Source organism: Agromyces sp. Root1464 (assembly GCF_001427265.1).
In the GTDB taxonomy this organism is placed as follows: domain Bacteria; phylum Actinomycetota; class Actinomycetes; order Actinomycetales; family Microbacteriaceae; genus Agromyces; species Agromyces fucosus.
The window spans coordinates 1115405-1136033 of the sequence record NZ_LMFU01000001.1; the positions used below are offsets into that span (position 1 = coordinate 1115405).

At 66.1% G+C, this 20629-nt stretch carries 16 protein-coding genes; 8 read left to right on the forward strand and 8 right to left on the reverse strand.

Annotated elements, in window-relative coordinates; genetic code table 11:
• Window positions 1-78 precede the first annotated feature (78 nt).
• The 5 genes from gyrB to dnaA form a co-directional block, all read right to left on the reverse strand.
• Complete coding sequence (gene gyrB / locus ASD23_RS05085) at window positions 79-2097, reverse strand: DNA topoisomerase (ATP-hydrolyzing) subunit B (protein WP_056007073.1); 2019 nt, start codon at window positions 2095-2097, stop codon at window positions 79-81.
• A 123-nt stretch (window positions 2098-2220) separates the two neighbouring features.
• Window positions 2221-2703, reverse strand: a complete 483-nt coding sequence (locus tag ASD23_RS05090; RefSeq protein ID WP_056007076.1) for a DUF721 domain-containing protein — start codon at window positions 2701-2703, stop codon at window positions 2221-2223.
• The gene (recF, locus tag ASD23_RS05095; RefSeq protein WP_056007084.1) at window positions 2696-3955 is read right to left on the reverse strand and encodes a DNA replication/repair protein RecF; all 1260 of its coding nucleotides are present in this window, start codon (window positions 3953-3955) and stop codon (window positions 2696-2698) included. The genes ASD23_RS05090 and recF overlap by 8 nt, the downstream gene beginning before the upstream one ends.
• Before the next feature lie 109 nt (window positions 3956-4064).
• Window positions 4065-5213: a DNA polymerase III subunit beta gene (gene dnaN, locus ASD23_RS05100; protein WP_056007087.1), complete on the reverse strand. Its 1149-nt coding sequence runs from the start codon at window positions 5211-5213 to the stop codon at window positions 4065-4067.
• Window positions 5214-5701: 488 nt separating this feature from the next.
• A complete protein-coding gene (gene dnaA, locus ASD23_RS05105; protein ID WP_056007090.1) occupies window positions 5702-7123 on the reverse strand; it encodes a chromosomal replication initiator protein DnaA in 1422 nt (473 codons plus the stop codon).
• Between the two features lie 429 nt (window positions 7124-7552).
• Between dnaA and rpmH the strand changes: the two genes are divergently transcribed.
• The 8 genes from rpmH (at window position 7553) to ASD23_RS05145 (ending at window position 17661) form a co-directional block, all read left to right on the forward strand.
• On the forward strand, window positions 7553-7690 hold the full coding sequence (gene rpmH / locus ASD23_RS05110; RefSeq protein WP_055854070.1) for a 50S ribosomal protein L34: 138 nt from the start codon (window positions 7553-7555) through the stop codon (window positions 7688-7690).
• A gap of 7 nt (window positions 7691-7697) precedes the next feature.
• Entirely contained in the window at window positions 7698-8069 is a 372-nt protein-coding gene (rnpA, locus tag ASD23_RS05115; RefSeq protein WP_056007093.1) for a ribonuclease P protein component, read from the forward strand.
• A 1-nt stretch (window position 8070) separates the two neighbouring features.
• Window positions 8071-8544 (forward strand): membrane protein insertion efficiency factor YidD, encoded by a 474-nt coding sequence (gene yidD, locus ASD23_RS19425; RefSeq protein WP_200941694.1) that lies wholly within the window; start codon window positions 8071-8073, stop codon window positions 8542-8544.
• Between the two features lie 8 nt (window positions 8545-8552).
• Entirely contained in the window at window positions 8553-9512 is a 960-nt protein-coding gene (gene yidC / locus ASD23_RS05125) for a membrane protein insertase YidC (protein ID WP_056007097.1), read from the forward strand.
• A gap of 3 nt (window positions 9513-9515) precedes the next feature.
• Complete coding sequence (locus ASD23_RS05130; RefSeq protein WP_056007100.1) at window positions 9516-10013, forward strand: Jag family protein; 498 nt, start codon at window positions 9516-9518, stop codon at window positions 10011-10013.
• A 16-nt stretch (window positions 10014-10029) separates the two neighbouring features.
• The gene (gene rsmG, locus ASD23_RS05135; RefSeq protein ID WP_056007103.1) at window positions 10030-10659 is read left to right on the forward strand and encodes a 16S rRNA (guanine(527)-N(7))-methyltransferase RsmG; all 630 of its coding nucleotides are present in this window, start codon (window positions 10030-10032) and stop codon (window positions 10657-10659) included.
• A gap of 4228 nt (window positions 10660-14887) precedes the next feature.
• Window positions 14888-16681 (forward strand): AAA family ATPase, encoded by a 1794-nt coding sequence (locus ASD23_RS19190; RefSeq protein ID WP_235507659.1) that lies wholly within the window; start codon window positions 14888-14890, stop codon window positions 16679-16681.
• Window positions 16681-17661, forward strand: a complete 981-nt coding sequence (locus ASD23_RS05145; RefSeq protein WP_056007106.1) for a ParB/RepB/Spo0J family partition protein — start codon at window positions 16681-16683, stop codon at window positions 17659-17661. Before ASD23_RS19190 ends, ASD23_RS05145 begins: the two co-directional genes overlap by 1 nt.
• 154 nt (window positions 17662-17815) lie before the next feature.
• Here the strand turns inward: ASD23_RS05145 and ASD23_RS05150 are convergent, their stop codons facing one another.
• The 3 genes from ASD23_RS05150 to trxA all read right to left on the reverse strand — a co-directional run bounded on the left by ASD23_RS05150 (window position 17816) and on the right by trxA (window position 20602).
• A complete protein-coding gene (locus ASD23_RS05150) occupies window positions 17816-18775 on the reverse strand; it encodes a D-alanine--D-alanine ligase family protein (protein ID WP_056007921.1) in 960 nt (319 codons plus the stop codon).
• 17 nt (window positions 18776-18792) lie between these two features.
• Window positions 18793-20115, reverse strand: a complete 1323-nt coding sequence (locus tag ASD23_RS05155) for an aminotransferase-like domain-containing protein (protein WP_056007109.1) — start codon at window positions 20113-20115, stop codon at window positions 18793-18795.
• A gap of 163 nt (window positions 20116-20278) precedes the next feature.
• Complete coding sequence (gene trxA, locus ASD23_RS05160; protein ID WP_056007113.1) at window positions 20279-20602, reverse strand: thioredoxin; 324 nt, start codon at window positions 20600-20602, stop codon at window positions 20279-20281.
• Between the last annotated feature and the right edge of the window lie 27 nt (window positions 20603-20629).

Sequence of the window (20629 nt, forward strand, 5' to 3'; positions counted from 1 at the left end):
AGCTGCAGGTCGACCTGGTCGATCCTGCCGTGGATGCCTGGGCCCTCGACCGGCTCGTCGCCGCCGGGGTTGATCACATCAGATGTCAAGGAAACGCACGTCCTTCGCGTTCTTCTGGATGAAGTTGCGGCGGCTCTCGACGTCTTCGCCCATCAGGGTGGAGAAGATCTCGTCGGCGGCGGCCGCGTCGTCCATCGTGACCTGCAGCAGCGTGCGGGTCTCGGGGTTCATCGTGGTCTCCCACAGTTCCTGGTGGTTCATCTCGCCGAGACCCTTGTAGCGCTGCACGCCGTTGTCCTTCGGGATGCGCTTGCCGGCGGCGACGCCGGCGGTGAGCAGCGCGTCGCGCTCCTTGTCGGAGTAGACGTACTCGTGATCGGCATTGGTCCACTTCAGGCGGTACAGCGGCGGCTGCGCGAGGTACACGTAGCCGAACTCGATGAGCGGGCGCATGTAGCGGAACAGCAGCGTGAGCAACAGGGTCGTGATGTGCTGGCCGTCGACGTCGGCGTCGGCCATGAGCACGATCTTGTGGTACCTGGCCTTCTCGGTGTTGAAGTCCTCGCCGATGCCGGCGCCGAAGGCGGTGATCATCGCCTGGACCTCGGCGTTGCCGAGCGCGCGGTCGAGTCGGGCCTTCTCGACGTTCAGGATCTTGCCGCGCAGCGGCAGGATGGCCTGCGTCTCGGGGTTGCGACCCTGCACGGCGGAGCCGCCGGCCGAGTCGCCCTCGACGATGAAGATCTCGGAGACCGACGGGTCCTTCGACGAGCAGTCCTTGAGCTTGCCCGGCATTCCGCCCGACTCGAGCAGGCCCTTGCGCCTCGTCGCCTCGCGCGCCTTGCGAGCAGCGAGTCGTGCGGTCGCCGCCTGGATCGCCTTGCGGATGATGTCGCGGGCCTGGGTCGGGTTGCGCTCGAACCAGTCGCCCAGCTGATCGGAAGTGACCTTCTGCACGAACGACTTCACCTCGGTGTTGCCGAGCTTCGTCTTCGTCTGGCCCTCGAACTGCGGCTCGGAGAGCTTGACCGAGATGACGGCTGTGAGGCCCTCGCGCACGTCGTCGCCGGAGAGGTTCTCGTCCTTCTCCTTGATGATGCCCTTCTCGCGGGCGTACTTGTTCACGAGGGTGGTCAGCGCCGACCGGAAGCCCTCTTCGTGGGTGCCGCCCTCGTGCGTGTTGATGGTGTTCGCATACGTGTGCACCGACTCGGTGTACGACGTCGTCCACTGCATCGCGACCTCGAGCGCGATCTTGCGCTCGGTGTCTTCGGTCTCGAACGAGATGATCTCGTCGTTCACGACATCGGACTTCTTCGAGCGGTTGAGGTATTCGACGTAGTCGACGAGGCCGCGCTCGTAGAGGAAGGTGTCGGTGCGCTGACCGGGAGTCGCGGCATCCGCTTCGTTCGCCGCGGTGTCGTCGGGGTCGATCTCGACATGGCCGACGCGTTCATCGGTGAGCGTGATGCGCAGGCCCTTGTTGAGGAAGGCCATCTGCTGGAATCGGGCGCGCAGCGTCTCGTAGTCGAACTCGACGGTCTCGAAGATGTCGGGGCTCGGCCAGAACGTGGTCGTCGTGCCGGTCTCGTCGTTGGGCTCGTCCTTCGAGAGCGGCGCGTCGGGCACGCCGACCGTGTAGGACTGTCGCCACACATGGCCCTGGCGTCGCACCGCGACGTCGAACTTGGTCGAGAGCGCATTGACGACGGATGCACCGACGCCGTGCAGACCGCCTGAAACCGCATACCCGCCGCCGCCGAACTTGCCGCCCGCGTGCAGCACGGTGTGCACGACCTCGACCGTGGAGCGGCCTTCGGTCTTGTGGACGTCGACGGGGATGCCGCGGCCGTCGTCGATGACGCGCACACCGCCATCGGGCAGGATCGTCACGTCGATCGTGGTGGCATGGCCCGCAAGCGCTTCATCGACCGAGTTGTCGACGATCTCGGAGACGAGATGGTGCAGGCCTCGTGGGCCCGTCGAGCCGATGTACATACCCGGCCGCTTGCGAACCGCTTCGAGCCCCTCGAGTACCTGGATCTCATCAGCACCGTAAGCCGGTGACTCCTGGGGGTTCGTCGGTTCCGCTGTCATGTGTGAATCGGGCTCCTGACCGTCATTCTGGCGACTCTCGATCCTATCAAACCGAGGGTCGACGCAAGCCTCGAAGCGCCGTTCTGGGGCGATTTCAGATTCCCAGTGACCGAATTTGCCTGCCTAGCCGTAGGTATCGCGTGGACCACGCCCTGGAACCGATCTGGGACCCTTTTTCCAGGTGGGGGCATCCGGCCCTTGAAAGCGGATCGTGTCGACGCCCGCTCCGGGGAATCTCGTCGTGATCTCGGTGACCAGTTGGGTGCGCATCATGCGGAGCTGCGTGGCCCACGCAGTCGACTCGCACCTGACCTGCAGCACGCCGCCCTCGATCGCGATGGGTTCGGTGTGCCGCGCGGTCTCCTCACCGGCGATCTCCGCCCAGGAGGCGAGCACGTCGTGCTGCGAGAGCGGGCCGCTCCATCCGAGCTGAGCGCTCAGGGAATCGATCGTGTCACCGAGCGGCTTCGGGTCGCGGCCCGGGCTGAACGGCTCGCTGCCGGAGGCCTCGCGGGTGCGAACCCGCCCGGCACGCCCGGTGTGCGAGCGGGGCTGGCCGCCGAAGATCTCGCGGAAGTGCTGGTAGACGCGGGAGGCCTCAGACATCCGCGGCCTCGGGCTCGGTGGTGGTCGACGACGGTTCGGGTTCGCCGGCGGGGTCGCTCTCGGGCTCGCTCACGCGCTCGCTCTCGGGCTCGGGCTGGGGCTCGCCGTCGACGATCCGGCCGGCGGCGATGTGCACGATGCGGGCGGTGAGCGGAAGCGGAACGTCTTCGAGCACCGCGGCCGTCACCAGCACCTGCTCGAAACCGGCGATCGCGTGGGCGAGGCGCTCCCGCCGTAGGCGGTCGAGCTCGGCGAACACGTCGTCGAGTACGAGGACCGGGTCGCCCGTCATCGAGTCGCGACGCAGCAGCTCGGCCGAGGCCAGTCGAAGCGCGAGGGCGAAGGACCACGACTCCCCGTGGCTCGCGTATCCCTTTGCGGGAAGGTCGTTCAGGAGCAGTACGACATCGTCGCGATGCGGGCCGACGAGCGTGACGCCGCGCTCGAGCTCCTTCGGGCGGAGCACGCGCAACGCCTCGGCGAATCGCTCGCGGGTACCGGCCGTCGACGCTGCGGCTCCGACCACCTGATCGGCATCGGCATCGGGGTCGGCGCCGTCGATCGAGAGCAACGGCGTCATGCCCGGCCCGTGATCGGCGTCGACGATCGCCCGGTACGCCGCGGCGAGGGGTTCGCGGAGCTCTTCGACGAGCGCGAGTCGCTGGTCGATGAGCTCGGACCCGAACGTGACGAGCCGTTCGTCCCAGATGTCGAGCGTCGTGAGCTTGTCGACGGCGAGACCGCGGGCCCTGGCGCTCTTCAGCAGCGAGTTGCGCTGCTTGAGCACTCGCTCGTAGTCGGCCATGACGCCCGCGAGGCGCGGCGTGCGCTGGATGAGCAGCTCGTCGAGCATGCGCCGGCGCACCGAGGGCTCGCCGCGCACGATCGCGAGGTCTTCGGGAGCGAACAGCACGCTGTGCGCATAACGCGGCAGCTCGCGGGTCTTCACGGGAGAGCGGTTCAGCTGGGCGCGGTTGGCGCCCTGACGGTTCAGTTGCAGCTCGACGAGGAGCTCGCGGTCGCCGTGCGAGAGGAGCGCCCGCACGATCGCGGCGTCTGCGCCGGCGCGGATGAGCGCCTGGTCGCCCGACACGCGGTGCGAGCCGAGGGTGGCCAGGTAGCCGATGGCCTCGACGAGGTTGGTTTTGCCCTGCCCGTTGCGCCCGACCAGGACCGTCGCCCCGGGGCCGAGTTCGAGCTCGGCCCGCGCGTAGTTGCGGTAGTCGGTCAACGAGAGCCGGGCGACGTGCACGCTGGGCTCCCTTCAGCAGCGAGGCATCCGGATGCCCCGGAGCCGACGGATTCGCAATGGTCCACGCTACCCCGCACCGCCGACGACGGGCTCGGCCCGTGGCGACCGACTAGCGCAGCAGCAGGTTCGGCTGCAGCAGGTAGCGGTAGCTGTCGGCGCCGGCCTGCTCGCGAGAGGACTGGCTCGTGATGAGCACTGGGCCCGGCTTATTGGGATTCTCGGTCTTCGTGAACGAGACGCGCACGAACTCCGAGTGCACGGCGCCGAGCCCGTCGAGCAGGAACTGCGGCTTCAACGAGACGACCGTGTCGTCGCCCGTGAGGATCGCGTCGATCGTCTCGGAGGCCTGGGCCTGTTCGCTGCCGATCGCCTCGAGGGTGAGGCCGTCGGCGGAGAAGCTGTATCGAAGGGCGGCCTCGCGCTCCAAAACGAGGGCGACGCGACGGGTGGCCTCGATGAGCTCGGCCGTGTTGACCACCGCGTAGTTGTCGACCGTCTCGGGGAAGAGCCGGCGCACGGGCGGGAAGTTCCCCTTGATGAGGAGCGAGGTGACGGTCTTCTTCTCGGCGCTGAACGCGATGAGCTCGCGGTCGTCGCGGCTCGTGATCGAGACCGAGATGGTGCCGGAGTGGCCGAAGGTCTTGCCGACCTCCTGCAGGGTGCGGGCGGGCACGAGTGCCGTGACCGACTCCTCGCTCGCGACGGATCCGCCGTCCCAGTCGAGCTCGCGGACGGCGACGCGGTAGCGGTCGGTGGCGACGAGGCTGAGGTTGTTCTCGCGCACCTCGAGCTGGACGCCCGTGATGACGGGAGTGACGTCGTCACGCGAGGCAGCGACGGCGACCTGTGCGACGGCCGCGGCGAACTCCTCGGCCGGAACCACACCCGACTGCTCGCCGATCTCGGGAATGGAGGGGTACTCCTCGACCGGCATCGACAGCAGGGTGAAGCTCGCGGAGCCGCAGCTCACGGAGATACGACTCTCTTCGGTCGCCACGCGCACGGGTGCGTTCGGAAGGCGGCCGGCGATCTCGGCGAGGAGTCGGCCGGAGACGAGGACGGTACCGGACTCTTCGACGTCGGCCTGGATCTCGGTCTGCGATGAGACCTCGTAGTCGAAGGAGGAGAGCACGAGACCGTCGGCGTTCGCCTGGATCAGCACGCCCGAGAGGATCGGCAGCGTGGTGCGCTGAGGCAGCAGTTTGACGGCGAAGGAAACGGCCTCACTGAAGACGTCGCGGTTGACCTGGAACTTCACGGTACTCCCGTCGTGGATGTCGCTGGGTGGCTCCCATGCTATCCGCAGAGATCGTCCAGACGCGGGCGAATCGAGCACGAACCGGCTCGCGACGACCTTCGTGCGAGGTGCGCCGATTCACAAGGTTGTGGGAATCCCCACTTAAACCCTTAACTCTTAACAGTGTTAACCGCTGTGGAAACTGTGGATGGTGTTCGGAGACCCGCGGAACGACGCTGATCGCGGGGCATCCGATCTGTGCACAGTGTGTGGGTTCGTGAGCGGATGCCGCCCGCCGCCCTCGATCTCAGGACACCGTTCTGCACAGGCGAGCACCCTGTCTCAACAGGCGCTAGGCGGTTGCTCGTTAACAATCCACAGGTTCTCCACAACTGTGGGAATCGGTCGTCTGAGGCCTGCACGGGGCCTGCAGACCTCGATTCCGGTCGTTTTCGGGCGCGCCGAGCGTCGGTCGAGGAGGCGCTTGCTCGACCGGCGAGGGGTCCGACTCAGCGGTAGCGGCTGACCTGCTTGATGCGTGCGGTGAGCTCGGTGACCTGGTTGTAGATGGAGCGGCGCTCCTTCATGAGTTCCGAGATCTTCTTGTTCGCGTACATGACGGTCGTGTGGTCGCGGTTGCCGAAGAGCTGCCCGATCTTCGGCAGCGAGAGGCTCGTGAGCTCGCGGCAGAGGTACATCGCGATCTGACGCGCAGTCGCCACGGCCTGCGATCGGCTCGATCCGTAGAGGTCGTCGACGGTGAGCTTGAAATAGTCGGCGGTCGCCGTGATGATGTCGACCGGCGAGACCACGTTGTCCGAGTCATCCGTGATCAGGTCCTTCAACACCGTCTGCACGAGCGGCATGTCGACCGGCGTGCGGTTGAGGCTCGCGAACGCGGTCACGCGGATGAGCGTGCCCTCGAGCTCTCGGATGTTGCTCGACACCTTCGACGCCATGTACTCGAGGATGTCGTCGGGCACCTGGAGACGCTCGGACTGGGCCTTCTTCCGGAGGATCGCGATGCGCGTCTCGAGGTCGGGCGCCTGGACATCGGTGATGAGGCCCCACTCGAAACGACTGCGCATGCGGTCTTCGAAGCCCGTCAGGTGCTTCGGCGGCACATCGCTCGTGATCACGACCTGCTTGTTGTGATCGTGCAGCGTGTTGAAGGTGTGGAAGAACGCCTCCTGCGTCTCCGCCTTGCCCTGCAGGAACTGGATGTCGTCGATCAGGAGGATGTCGATGTTGCGGTACCGCTGCTGGAACAGCGAGCCGCGGTTGTTCGCGATCGAGTTGATGAAGTCGTTCGTGAACTCCTCGGAACTCACGTATCGCACGCGGATGCCCGGATACAGGCTCATCGCGTAGTGGCCGATGGCGTGCAGCAGGTGGGTCTTGCCGAGGCCCGAGTCACCGTAGATGAAGAGCGGGTTGTAGGCCTTCGCCGGTGCCTCGGCCACCGCGACCGCCGCCGCATGCGCGAAGCGGTTGGACTGACCGATGACGAAGCTCTCGAACCCGTACTTCGGGTTGAGCCGGGTGTCGCGCGACGCGACGGGACTCGTGTTCTCGAAGACCGACTGAGGAGACGCCGGCAGTTCGACCGGATCGATCGCCTCATCGACGAACGGCGACTGCGGCTCGGCCGCCCTCGTCTCCTCGAGCTCGGGATTGACGACCACGTAGAAGGAGGTGACGGGAGACGGCGCCTCGACCACGCTCATCGCCGACAGCAACGACACCCGCATGCGCTGATTGAGCATGCTCGCCGTGAAGTCGTTCGGCACCTCGAGATAGAAGGTGCCCGCTGCGATGCCCTTGGGCTCGACCAGGTTCAGGAACCCCTGGAGCATCGGAGTGATCGCGTCGTCGTCTGACAGCCGATCGAGGATCGTCGCCCACGTATCCGTGATGGGCTGCTCTGTCATCGTTCCCCGCAATCATTCGGTGGCCGTCGTCTGGCCGCTCATCGATCCCCCGATCGACGGAGCAAGCGGCGCGAGGCGCGTGTTCTCTGCGTTATCCACGGCCTGTGGGGAGATTTCGGAAGAAGCCCGAGAATCCGCGCACCAAGCTGGGGATAACTGGTGTCAAACGCTATCCGAGGAAGGCGCTCCCGACAAATGCCGATTGAGGGATTCGATAGCTCGGGTGTGTCGTTCCACAGGCGATCCTGAGGTTCGGGCGATACTGTCTCTTTTGGACTGCGGCCACTTCCGACTCGGTTCGGTTTGACCCCGAGCCTTCGAGGCCGTAGTTTTAATCAGTTGACCCCAGCCCGTCAAGGGCACCCAGTTTTCCCGCCATCACGCAACCAGCGAATTTCGGCGAGGAGATCCGAACGCCGGAGAAGAAGAATGAGCAAGCGTACTTTCCAGCCGAACAACCGTCGTCGCGCCAAGAAGCACGGCTTCCGCCTTCGCATGCGCACCCGCGCCGGCCGTGCCATCCTGTCGGCACGACGCAGCAAGGGTCGCACCGAGCTCTCCGCGTAGATCTTCGGTGCTCGCCAAAGCCAATCGCATCACGAGCGCCGACGACTATCGAGTCATCGTGCGCCGTGGGGCGAAGGTCGCCGGTGCCCACACCGTGAGCTATGTGCGCTCACGGGAGTCGGGCACCGACGCACGCTTCGGCTTCATCGTTTCGAAGAAGGTCGGCGGCGCAGTCCGCCGAAATCTCGTCCGCCGGCGGTTGAAGGCCGTCTGCCATGAGGCCCTCGGCGACGGCATCTCCGATGTCGACGTCGTCGTGCGAGCCCTGCCATCGGCGTCGCTCGCCGACTGGAACGAGATCCGTGCCGAAGTACTCGGCGCACTCCAACGCCGACGTGCACGATCGTCGGCCGCAGCAGCGCAGGAGAAGGGCGAATAGCGTGAAGAACGCCGTCCTGTTCACCGCGCTCATCCCCCGCAACGTCGGGGTCCTCCTCATTCGCGGCTATCGAGCCGCGATTTCGCCGTTGTACGGCGACGTCTGCCGGTACTACCCGTCATGCTCGGCCTACGGCCTGGGTTCCGTGCAGCAGCGCGGCCTCGTCATCGGGTCCGGTCTCACGGCATGGCGCATCCTCAGGTGCAATCCCTGGACGGCCGGCGGCATCGACGACGTCCGTGCCGCGAAGCACTCACGGTACCGCGTCACCCGGTTCGGGTGGGTCATCCCCGCCGGGTGGGCGAGCGCCGCGGCATCCGCTGATCTCGACCTGCCCGGCCACGATCACGGCCACCCCCACATTTCTGGCTCCGGAGGCCACGGTGCATCCGCCGCAGCCGACTCGGCTGCCGTTCCCCGCCGCAAAGACGCGGCCCTCGCGCTCTCCTCCCCCACCGTGTTCCGAAAGGACTGACCCACCCAATGCCCGATATCATCAGCCTGATCCTCTGGCCCATCAAATGGGTCATCGAGCTGATCCTCGTCGCGTTCCACTCGATGTGGACGTTCTTCGGACTCGACCCCAACGCCGGTGTGACCTGGGTGCTGTCGATCGTCGGTCTCGTCATCGTCGTGCGGGCCGCGCTCATCCCGATCTTCGTCAAGCAGATCAAGAGCCAGCGCCGCATGCTCGAGGTGGCGCCGCAGCTCAAGAAGATCCAGGACAAGTACAAGGGCAAGAAGGACCAGTTCTCCCGCGAGGCGATGTCGCGCGAGACCATGGAGCTCTACAAGAAGACGGGCACCAACCCGCTCTCGTCGTGCCTGCCGCTGCTGCTGCAGATGCCGATCTTCTTCGGCCTGTTCTCCGTGCTCAACGACGCGCAGCACGACAAGGCCGGTGTCGGCGTGTTCACGCAGGACCTGGCCAACTCCTTCGCCAACGCCGAGTTCCTCGGCGCCCCGCTGAAGGGCACCTTCATCGGAGCGATGAACGGCGAGTACCCGTGGCAGGTCATGGTGATCGCCGCCACGATGATCGTGCTGATGACCGCCTCGCAGTTCATCACCCAGCTGCAGATCGTCTCGAAGAACATGTCGCCCGAGACCAAGGCGAGCCCCATGTTCCGTCAGCAGCGCATCATGCTCTACCTGCTGCCCCTGGTGTTCGCATTCTCGGGTGTCGCCTTCCCGATCGGCGTCATGTTCTACTGGCTCGTCTCGAACTTCTGGACCATGGGTCAGCAGTTCGTGGTCATCCGCAACATGCCGACTCCCGGCAGCGAGGCCGCGAAGGCCCGCGAAGAGCGCCTCGCCCGCAAGGGCAAGCTCGTCGTCGAGGAGAAGAGCCCGACCCAGACCGAGATCGAAGCGACTGAAGCGAAGAAGACTCAGCGCCAGCAGCCCGTGAGCAAGGCTCGCGCGAAGAAGCAGGGGAAGTAACCCATGACCGACGTACAGCACGACGCCGCCGAGCGTTCCACTTCGCAGCTCGAAGAAGAGGGCGACATCGCGGCCGACTACATCGAAGAGCTCCTCGACATCATGGACCTCGATGGCGACATCGACATCGATGCACGCAACGGACGCGCATACGTCTCGGTCAACGCCGGTGAAGGCGCGAACCTCAACCTGCTCGCGAAGCCCGAGACCGTCAGCGCCTTCCAGGAGCTCACGCGCCTGGCCGTGCAGACGAAGACCGGTGCGTTCTCACGTCTGATCCTCGACATCGGCGGTTCCCGCGACGCACGTCGTGACGAGCTCGCCGGTCTCGTCGATCGCGCGGCTGAGCGCATCGAGGGCGGAGCCGCCGAGGCATCCCTGCCCCCCATGTCGTCGTACGAGCGCAAGCTCGTGCACGACCTCGTCGCGGAGCGCGGCCTGCACTCGGAGTCGCGCGGTGAGGGCTCCGATCGTCACACGGTCATCACTCGCGTTGGCTGACGTTTCACGTGAAACGATGACCGACGGACTCGAACCCGAACCGGCCGCTGCCTTCGAGCTCTTCGGCGAGCACATCGAGGGCGGGCGGGCCTTCGCAAACGCCCTTGCCCGGCACGGCGAGGAGCTCGGGCTGATCGGCCCGCTGGAATTGCCTCGCCTGTGGACCCGCCACATCCTGAACAGCGCGCTGGTCGCACCCTTGCTTCGGCCCGGTCGAGTGGGCGACGTCGGATCCGGCGCGGGCCTGCCCGGCATCGTGCTCGCGATCATGCGACCGGATGTCTCGTTCACCCTGATCGAACCGATGGAGCGTCGCGTCGCGTGGCTCGAACGTCAGGCCGATGAGCTCGGCCTGACGAACGTGACGGTCGTGCGGGCGCGAGCGGAGGAATCCAAGCTGTTCGACCAGCTCGACCAGGTGACTGCTCGCGCTGTGAGCGCGCTCCGCACGCTCATCCCGGTGACCGCTCCCCTCCTGCGACCGGGCGGTGAACTGGTACTCATGAAGGGCGCCGGAGTCGACGGTGAGATCGGCGCGGCCGAGAAGGTCATCCGCAAGTACCAGCTGCATGATGTCGAGGTCCTCGTGCTCGGTGAAGGCGTCGTCTCCGAGGTTACGAGGGTGTTCCGCGCGACGGCGGGCTGAGGCTCTTCGCCGCAAGCCGCGCTCTGCGGTCCCGGGCAGGGCTTGTCGTACATCGCAAGGACGTCGTTCGGCCGAACGTCAGCCGTTGTGGCGCTGATGCCGTTCGTGTTCTGCACCTTCATCCATTGAGGCGCACGAGCACTGGGGCGCACGAGCCTTGGCTCGGTCGTGTGAAGCGCGGAGGCGGCAGCGTCTGCGTGGATGGTCATGCCTGACGGCGTTTCGGACGCTCGCATGGTGACGGCTAGCGCCGCCTCCCAGAACCTGCACCCGTCGACCCAATCGATGCCGACGTCTGGCCGACCTCGTGCCAGCTGGCATCCCTGTGGATCTGTCGTCGGTGGGCGCTGCTGTTGCGACGGTCGGGGGTTGGTCGCGCGGGTGGCGGCGAGTCGTCGAACTGGGCGCCGATCTGACGTTGGCCATCACGTCGAGCACGTGTGACGCCCGCGACTCTCGATATCTGTCCAGCTCGCGCTCCGCGGGGAGGAACGTTGCCGCGAGGGGCCAGCGGTGCGACATGACGGTGCTCGAACAGCGTCGGTTCTCTCTCGGTCGACGTGGTGCCGTGAGCGTTTCACGTGAAACGCACGCAAGGCGCTGGGTTCGATGGGCGACGGCGGTCGGTGGTCCATCGAAGGTGTCGACTGCTGGATCCCTGGTCTTCGACCTGTCCGCGGCGCCGTCGAACGGTGACCGCGCTCCTTGCCCCGTGCTCCTCACCTTGCTCCCCACTCTCGGTCGCATTCGTCTCTCCGGCTTCCCATCGCTTCTCCCCCTGCTGCTCTCTTTCAGAGAACGCGACAGTGTGCGGTGCTTGCCGCACGCGACAGCCGCCCGCATGTGTCTGAGTGTTCGCGGATCCTCCGCTAGCTCCTCCCCACCAAGCCGTGCTCTGCGCGATACTCCCCCTGCGATCAAGGCCCCTGTCTCTTCGCAATGTGATCCCCTTCGCTCCGGGCGATCGCTCGCTGAGCTGTTGCTGACATCGTCTAACCCTCAGCCCACCCCGGTTCCTCAATGGCGTTTCACGTGGAACGGTCGTTGGTATCCGCGTGTGCATCCTCGGCACGTTGAAGCTCGCGGCGCTCGACTCGAAGTTGCCGGCACTCTGCGGCGCGGCTTGGCCGATACAGCCCACTGCCTCGGCCCGGGTTGGATCAAAGCCCCGCCACGCGAAGGTCGGCGGGATCGGTCGCATTGAATGAACCGATCGGCTCCCCTGGTGTGTCGCTGGCCGAAGCGGCCGAAACCTCTGCAGACCGCGTTGGCATCGCGATACCCAGGGGTGACCGACGCGGATGAGTGAGGACAGGTACCTGGCTCTCGGAGACAATCACCTAGGACTCGAATCGTCGTACTGCATGTCACCCCCCGGCGGAGTCCAAGCGCCGGACCCCGCGCAGCTCATGCCCCGGCCGGCGCCGGGAGTGATGGATCCCGCTCACGACCCCGCGCTGACTTAGTTGCCTGAACGACGCCTCCGACCGGTTCGGCCATGCCCCGGGCCGCCGCCCATCGTGGAGTAGGTGTTGTGTCGGGGTTCGCGGATGGTTCGGCGATTCACATTCCCCGGCACACCGGTCTTCCCTCGGCGGTATCTCGTCGCTTCAGTGTCCGCCGGTCCGGACTCGGATCGAGCCTAGTCAATCGCACACCTTCGTGCGATGGAATCGGTGCGCCCTGCCATTCGCGCGCCTGCAAACAGATCACACGGCTCCGCGGCCGGCTGGTGGATGCCTCCTTCCATGGAGTGGCAGGGTTCGGAGCGCAGGCCGCATCGGAGAGCCGGAGTCCTCGAGGTATTACGAACGAGCGCCCGGCAAGCGGCAGACGCATAGGAAGGGTCGACGAATCTACTGCTGTGGCACGAGCTTCTGGACCTGGTTCATGCGGTCGGACGCACTGCATGGTCGGCGCACTGGCACGTCGAGGGCGCACAGCTCGGGCGATCACGTCTCCGGCGCGCATTGTCTGGCCGCGATCTTCGGTCCCTGCGAGGCATTCAGTCTGTATTCCGCGATCCTGTTCGTCAGTGGTGAGCGCAGGGCAACCGGCGCTGAGCTTCGGCCCACTGGTGAAGAAGTTGATCTCGACGGCCCATGCTCCGACGCCGCACTTTGGCGCGACGCTTGGCCGATCTCAGCGTCGCACGAAAGCGCTTGGTGTCACTGATGCAGCCAGCATGCGAATGAACCGAACCCAACCGAACCCAACCGATCTCGCGCGCCAATGATGTGTCGTTGATCCACTCCCCCGTGAATTGCCGCGGAGGACGGGGAGACCCATGCTCGACGCTTCGGGCGGGTGCGGGTGCGGGTGCGGGTGCGGGTGGTGCGTCGGCGGGCGCTGGGGTGCGGGTGCAGCGGGTGCGCGCGCGCGTGATTTGTGGCAACATCCCGATGCCCCGATGCCCCGATGCCCGGATGCCCGGATGCCCGGATGCCCGGATGCCCGGATGCCCGGATGCCCGGATGCCCGGATGCCCGGATGCCCGGATGCCCGGATGCCCGGATGCCGTAATCGGATGCGTTCCACCGATGTGAGGTCGCGTGGACCTTGCGCCGCACCCGCCTTCCGGACGCCGCCATCACAGGGATCGGCACGGATTTGCTCGACGATGCGGGCAAGCAGCGAAAGGGCGTGTTCCAGCCGACGGAATTGGAATCAGCAACGACCGAGTCTGACCGATCGTAGGGCGGCCCGGTCCGGAACCGGTTGAGAGAAGTGCGCCGGTAGAGACGAGTGCTGTGGAGATGCGCGCGTCTGTGGGGATGCGCGGGGCTGTGGGGATGGGCGGGGCTGTGGAGATGCGCGCGTCTGTGGGGATGCGCGGGGCTGTGGAGATGCGGCGCCGTGGAGATGCGGAGCCGTGTGGATGAGCGAGGCTGTGGCGACGATCTAGAACGTGCAGACCAGCGCATGCGCCGACACGAGTCTGACCACCGACACGAGTCTGACCACCGAGACGAGTGTGGGCGCCGAGGGAGCTGGGAGATTGCCCACGAGATCGGGGACCCGATGTTTCACGTGAAACATCGATCGGGTCAGGGATGCGGGCAACGTGAACCCGCGGCTTGGAAGCGCCGAGTCAAAGCCGTCCAACCGACCGAACGCCGCCTCTGCACGGCGGCGCAGCGCACTCCCTTGTGTAGACCGACATCGGTCGTCGGTCATCAGTCACCAGAGGGGACCTTTCACGACGAGGCAGACGGTGAGGCCGTTCAGGCCGCCGCGGATCGTCCTCACTTTCGCACGACCAGCTGGACATGGTGAAGGGTTCCAACGAGAAGAGCTGTGCAGTGTCCCGCCCCCTTGCGCTTCCGAGCCCCTCGGTGACGCGACGAACGGAGATCGACGCCACGTCTTCAACTGGCGCCTCCATCCGACCGGTCTCCCACTCTCCTCAATCGCGTGGCCCCGTTCGAGGTCCGATGGTGTTTCACGTGAAACATTGGATATCCACTTTGCTCGTCAGCCGATGTTTCACGTGAAACATCGTTCGGATGCGGACGATCGCGGGATGGAGGAGGCGATCGAGCGCGGCCAGGGGCGTTCGTCATCGCAGCCTTCATTTGCGGCACGAAACCGCGCCTCATCGGGCGACGCAAGGCTGAGCGATCCCGTGGCTTCTCGCGACAACCCGCGGTGCACGTATGTGGATGTCCTGCTCCCCGCAATCGAGCCCACCCGGCCCAGCCGGCCGCGGCGGCGGTCACAGGGAGGGACACTTCCTTCGGTGGCGGCCCACTTGTCAGTCATCGAGCGTCGGCCGACCCGACCCACCGTTCCGCTCGCCTCACTCGACTCGCCCTGTCCAGCCGCGCCGACACTCACCCGTGCGCAGGACGATCGGTGCGGATCTCTCGTAGTTCGCTCGTGTTTCAACTTGAGAGTCGGTCGCGCCGGTTAGGCTTGACTCTCGGATCGAGGACGCCGCAGAACGCGGCAGATCTCTCGAATACCAAGGATTTGGAGCGTCGGCATGGCACAGGGCGGGGGACGTGGATGGTTTCACCGCAAGCGCCCTCAGCCCTCCCCCGATGAGCCCGCCCGCGGCACGACGCATTCGAAATCGGCTCCGCTGACTCCTCCGGAGACACACCCTGAGTCCCAGCAGCCGCAGCCCAGCGTCGCCGACCGCGGCCAGTTCGCCGAATGGACCGCCGCGGCGCCGTCCAGCCCTGCGACGGTCGGGGGGGAAGGCGAGACCGGCGCTCCCCCCGGCTTGGCCAGCGAGACCGTGCCACCCATCGAAGGCGCGGCTGCTCTGGCTGGCGGACCCGACGACACCGCATCGGTCATGACGCCTGATCCTCCCGGCGTGCCGACTGCGCCCTCCGCGCAGCAGGCGGTTGCTTCGTCCGGCGGCCGTGCGATCGATTGGGATGCCGCAACAGCGGCAGCGCTCAGCGCAGATCCCGATCCTGCCGGAATCGTGCCCGACCATCACCCGACGGGACCCGATCGTCTGCTCGAAGACCTGATCCGCGAAATCGTCGGTGATGCAACCGCAGATACCGCGTCATCGCTCCACCCTGCGCGTGCCCAAGCAGATGGCGGCACGACGGTGCAGAGCGTGACGGTGCAGAACCAAGTCGTGCAGACAACGACGGCCGAGACGCCGACGGCTGTGCCGTCGGCCGATACGGCTGCGGAGACGGAGCCAGAGACGCGCGAGACGGCGGCGATGGCGGAGACGCAGGCCGTGGCGACCGATGCGGTCGTGGCGCGGAGTGCGTCGCCCGGGATCGCGCCGGCTGAAGCGACGCCTGGTTCAGTGCCGCTTTCATCAGGCCCGACGCACGAGATCGACTCCCCCGAATCCACGATTCCGTTGGCTCCGGTCGCGGCGCGACCTATGCCAGAGGTCGGCGATGGTACCGAGGAGCGCATTTCTGCAGCTGTTCTACAACCGAGTACTCGTCCACCCGAGGCTCCCGCTACGGCGGGTCCCGGTCCCGCTCCGCTTCAGCGTCCCGATTCTGAAGCTGTGAGTTCTGCGCCTCGCCCGGTGACCACCACTCCCCCGGGCGATGACGCGAGCATCAGCCCCGCACCCCAGTCCGCACCTGCTGCAGGCCCCCACGCACCAACCGAAGCCCCCGATGTTTCACGTGAAACATCGTCAGATCACGGAGGAACTCCCCTGGCTTACGAACTCGCCGACGAGACCCGTCGGCGCACCGCACTCGACGAAGCGGTACTCCCGCTTCCCCCGTCGACTCGCGTGCTGACGATCTCCAACCAGAAGGGCGGCGTCGGCAAGACGACCACCGCCGTGAACCTCGCCGCAGGCCTTGCTCGCTCCGGAGCCCGAGTGCTCGTGATCGACCTGGACCCGCAGGGCAACGCCTCGACGGCACTCGGTGTCGATCACCGATCCGAGCGCAAGAGCGTCTACGAGGTGCTCGTCTCCGATGTCTCGCTGGCCGAAGTCGTGCAGCCATCCACCGAACACGAGTTGCTCGATTGCGTGCCGGCAACCATTCACCTCGCCGGCGCTGAGATCGAACTCGTGTCACTCGTGGCGCGTGAACAGCGGCTCCGGCGTGCGCTCGACGCTCATCTCGCTTCGATGGATCGCCCGTACGACTACGTCTTCATCGACTGCCCACCCTCGCTCGGACTCCTGACGATCAACGCTTTCGTCGCCGCGCGCGAAGTGCTGATCCCGATCCAGTGCGAGTACTACGCGCTCGAAGGCCTGTCTCAGCTGCTCAGTAACATCGAGCTGATCGAGAAGCACCTCAATCCCGAGCTCCGCTTGTCGACGATCCTGTTGACGATGTACGACTCGCGTACCAACCTCGCCCAGCAGGTTGCGCAGGAGGTCCGCGACCACTTCCCCGCCCAGACGCTGGAAACGATCATTCCCCGATCGGTCCGAGTCTCGGAAGCACCGAGCTATGGGCAGAGCGTCATCAGCTACGACTTCGGATCCACCGGATCATTGTCGTATCGTGAGGCGGCCGCCGAAATCGCCCGTCGCGGAGCGGCAACACCCGAGGAGTCGAACTGATGGCAACGAAACGAACCGGTCTCGGACGTGGGATCGGCGCGCTGATCCCGAGCGGCGAAGACAGCACGCGGGCACGCCCGGTCGACGTATTCTTCCCGGAAACGGATGCGCAACAGCCCACCGCGGTTGCGGTCGTCGAGCAGGCCGCGTCGGCCGAAGGGCTCGTCAACGTCCCGGGTGCTCACCTGGCCCGACTCGACCCGAACGACATTCTTCCGAACGCCCACCAGCCGCGAAGCGTCTTCGACCCCGACGACCTCGCTGAGCTCGTGCACAGCGTCCGCGAGTTCGGAGTGCTGCAGCCCATCGTGGTTCGCCGTCACCCCGAGCTCGCCGGCAAGTACGAACTGGTCATGGGCGAGCGGCGCCTTCGAGCCACCAAGGCAGCGGGCTTGGACTCCATCCCCGCGGTGGTGAAGGACACCGCGAATGAAGACATGCTGCGCGACGCGCTGCTCGAAAACCTTCACCGCTCGCAGCTGAACCCTCTCGAGGAGGCCTCGGCCTACCAGCAACTGCTCGCCGACTTCGGCATCACGCAGGAACAGCTCGCCTCGCGCATCGGTCGCTCACGTCCGCAGATCTCGAACACTCTCCGACTTCTGCGGCTCCCCGAGCCCGTGCAACTCCGGGTCGCGGCGGGCGTGCTGAGCGCGGGCCACGCTCGAGCCATCCTGTCGATCGGTGACGACGCGGCGGAGATGCAGCGTTTCGCCGACAAGATCGTGAACGAGGAGCTGTCGGTGCGTGCGGCCGAAGCCGTCGCGACGAAGGAGCCGAAGACATCTCGACCGAAGCCCTCTGCCGGCAAACGACAGGATTTCCTCGAGGACCTGTCCACTCGGTTGGGCGACCGCTTGAACACCCGCGTCAAGATCGCGTTGGGTGCAAGGAAAGGCCAGATCAGCATTGATTTCGCGACCGTTCAGGACTTGCGTCGGATTCTCACGGAACTCGGCGAGAATCTCGACGGAGTGTGAGCATCGGTCGCTCGCAGAATCCGTTCTGACGAACCGAAATCATGTGATTTCGGCCGAAGAATCGTGTCGAGCCTTCGGCGAGAAGCCGTATGTGATCGCGACATGAAGAAGGGCCGGTCCGAGTGGACCGGCCCTTCCTCATGTTCCGCACTCGTCAGTTCGCGCGAGCGTGCGCGGCTTCCACGAGAGCGCCGTAGATCGCTGCTGCGCTCGAGCCAGACGCCTCGATCGCCAGTGGTACGAGCGATGTCTCGGTGAGCCCCGGGATGACATTCGCCTCGAGGAACCAGGGACGGCCGCTGCCGTCGACGATGAAGTCCACCCGCGAGAGATCGCGGAGTCCGAGCGTGCGGTGCGCGAGCACCGCGGCATCCGATACCGCCGACACGGTGGCGTCATCGAGACGCGACGGAGCATAGAAGGTCGTCTCGCCGGCGTTGTACCGAGCCTGGAAACTGTAGACGCCGGCGGTCGGCTCGATCTCCACCGCGGGCAGTGTACGGGGTCCATCGCCGGTGTCGACGACGGTGACCGCGATCTCAGTCCCGTGGATCCGCCGCTCGACGACCGCGATGTCGGCGTAGGTGAACGCCTCGACCATTGCGCGCGCGAGATCGTTCGTGTCTTCGACGATCGTCACTCCCTGGGCCGATCCACCGGATGCGGGCTTCACGACGAGGTCGCCCTCGAGTGCCGAGCGCACGACCTTGAGCACGCTCGATGCACCGAGCTCCCTGAACGCTTCGTGGGAGAGCACGATCGATTCGGGAACGTCGACGCCGACCGATGCGAGCAACGAACTCGCAACGGGCTTCGACCAGGCTCGCCGCGACGCGGCGCCCGACGAGCCGACGGTCGGAACCCCGATCGCCGCGAGCAGCTCGAGCAGCGAACCATCCTCACCGCTCGATCCATGCAGTGCGGGGAATACGACGTCGGGTCGTTCGTTCACGAGGAAGGGCAGGAGTCCCGCATCGGGGTCGCGGAGGGCCACCCGATGGCCGGCTGCGGTCAGCGCGTCGGCGACGCGTCGGCCGGAACGGAGGGACACATCGCGCTCGTGCGAGATGCCGCCAGCGAGAACGACGACGTAAAGACCGGAGGAATCGCTCATGATCAGGGGTTTCTCCACTACTTCAGGTCGGACGGCGGCGCGGAGTCGTACCCCGCACTCGAAGGCAGTTGCAGCGGGCCAGTTCCCGCGAAGGTGTCGAGCAGGTCGAGTTCGCCGTTGATCACGGTCGCGAGTCGGCGGATGCCGAGCCGGATCGCGTCGGGCGTCGGATAGCAGAACGACAGGCGCATCGCGTGGCGACCCCGCCCGTCGGCGAAGAATGCCGTTCCGGGCGTATACGCGACGAGTTCCTTCACCGCCCGCGGCAACATCTGCTTCGAGTCGAGGACATCGGGCATCGTGACCCAGACGTAGAACCCTCCGTTGGGATTGGTCCAGTTGAGCTGCGGCAGGTACTCCCCCAGCGCCTCGATCATCGCGTCCTTGCGCTCGCGATACACCCCGCGGAAGGTGTCGATCTGCGCGCGCCAGTCGGCGGTCGCGAGGTACTCCGACACGACCATCTGGCTGAAGGAGCTCGGCGACAGGATCGCGGACTCGGCCGCGAGGATCAGCTTCTCGCGGATGGCGTGGGGAGCGAGCGCCCATCCGACCCGGAAGCCGGGCGCGAGCGTCTTCGAGAACGAGCCGAGGTAGATGACGCCCTCGGGGTCGAGGGAGCGGAGCGCGTTGGGCGCAGGCTCGTCGAAGTGCAGCAGACCGTAGGGGTTGTCCTCGAGCACGAGGATCTCGTTCGAACGGCAGATCTCGAGGATCTCGGGCCGCCGTTCGGCGGAGAGCGTGACGCCTGCCGGGTTGTGGAAGTTCGGAATCGTGTACAGGAACTTGATTCGGCGGCCCTGTCCGCGAAGTGCCGCGATCGTCTGCCGCAACGCCTCGGGTATCAGTCCGTGCTCGTCGGTCGCGACATGCGCCACATTCGCCTGGTACGAGCGGAAGATGCCGAGTGCCCCGACGTAGCTCGGCGATTCGGCGAGAATCACGTCTCCGGGGTCGATGAAGAGCTTGGCGACGAGGTCGAGGGCCTGTTGCGAGCCGGTCGCGGTGACGACGTTGTCGACGCTGCCGCGGATGCCCTCGATCGACATGACCTCGAGGATCTGCTCGCGCAGCTCGGGAATCCCCTGCCCGGAACCGTACTGCAGCGCCACGGCACCGCGTTCACGCATGACCCGCTCCATGGAGGAGGTGATGAGGTCGTGCGGCAGCGCCGACACGTACGGCATGCCGCCGGCCAGCGAGACGACCTCGGGTCGTGAGGCGACGGCGAACAGGGCTCGGACTTCGGAGGCGGCCAGCCCGGCGGCTCGCTCGGCGTAATTCGCGTACCAAGGGTCGAGATTGTTGCCGGTCCGCTGGGGGACGCCGTCAGATGTCACTGCGCTGCTTCCGTTCTGTTCAGGGTTTCCACTGTAGTTGCTGGGTTCCGGGGTGGTCGTTCGGGGTCGTGCGCCGCGACATCCGCTCGTCTGTCGCCTCGGCGCCGGAGACGCGAAAGACCCGCCCGGCTTTCGCCGGACGGGTCTGGAATTCGACCGCCGACTACGAGATGTAGGCGGCGAGGTCGGCCTCGAGTGCGGGCTTCGGCTTGGCGCCGATGACGGTCTTGACGACCTCGCCCTTCTCGAAGACCTTGAACGCGGGAATCGCGGTGATCTGGTACTTCATCGCGAGGCCGGGGTTCTCGTCGACGTTGAGCTTGACGATGTCGAGCTTGTCGGCGTGCTCCGTCGCGATCTGGTCGAGGATCGGGCTCACGGCGCGACACGGGCCGCACCATTCGGCCCAGAAGTCCACGAGGACGGCCTTCTCGTTGTTGAGGACCTCCTGCTCGAAGGTGGCCTCGGTCACTGCACGTGCAGTCATTGCGTTCTCCTTTGGTGAAGTCTGGGT

What these genes read in the sequence shown, in the direction of transcription:
- rsmG (WP_056007103.1), top strand. Translation starts at nt 10,030, where the DNA reads ATGACCGACGGACTCGAACCCGAACCGGCCGCTGCCTTCGAGCTCTTC.
- rpmH (WP_055854070.1), top strand. Translation starts at nt 7,553, where the DNA reads ATGAGCAAGCGTACTTTCCAGCCGAACAACCGTCGTCGCGCCAAGAAG.
- ASD23_RS05150 (WP_056007921.1), bottom strand. Translation starts at nt 18,775, where the DNA reads ATGAGCGATTCCTCCGGTCTTTACGTCGTCGTTCTCGCTGGCGGCATC.
- trxA (WP_056007113.1), bottom strand. Translation starts at nt 20,602, where the DNA reads ATGACTGCACGTGCAGTGACCGAGGCCACCTTCGAGCAGGAGGTCCTC.
- ASD23_RS05090 (WP_056007076.1), bottom strand. Translation starts at nt 2,703, where the DNA reads ATGTCTGAGGCCTCCCGCGTCTACCAGCACTTCCGCGAGATCTTCGGC.
- ASD23_RS05145 (WP_056007106.1), top strand. Translation starts at nt 16,681, where the DNA reads ATGGCAACGAAACGAACCGGTCTCGGACGTGGGATCGGCGCGCTGATC.
- ASD23_RS05130 (WP_056007100.1), top strand. Translation starts at nt 9,516, where the DNA reads ATGACCGACGTACAGCACGACGCCGCCGAGCGTTCCACTTCGCAGCTC.
- yidC (WP_056007097.1), top strand. Translation starts at nt 8,553, where the DNA reads ATGCCCGATATCATCAGCCTGATCCTCTGGCCCATCAAATGGGTCATC.
- gyrB (WP_056007073.1), bottom strand. Translation starts at nt 2,097, where the DNA reads ATGACAGCGGAACCGACGAACCCCCAGGAGTCACCGGCTTACGGTGCT.
- dnaA (WP_056007090.1), bottom strand. Translation starts at nt 7,123, where the DNA reads ATGACAGAGCAGCCCATCACGGATACGTGGGCGACGATCCTCGATCGG.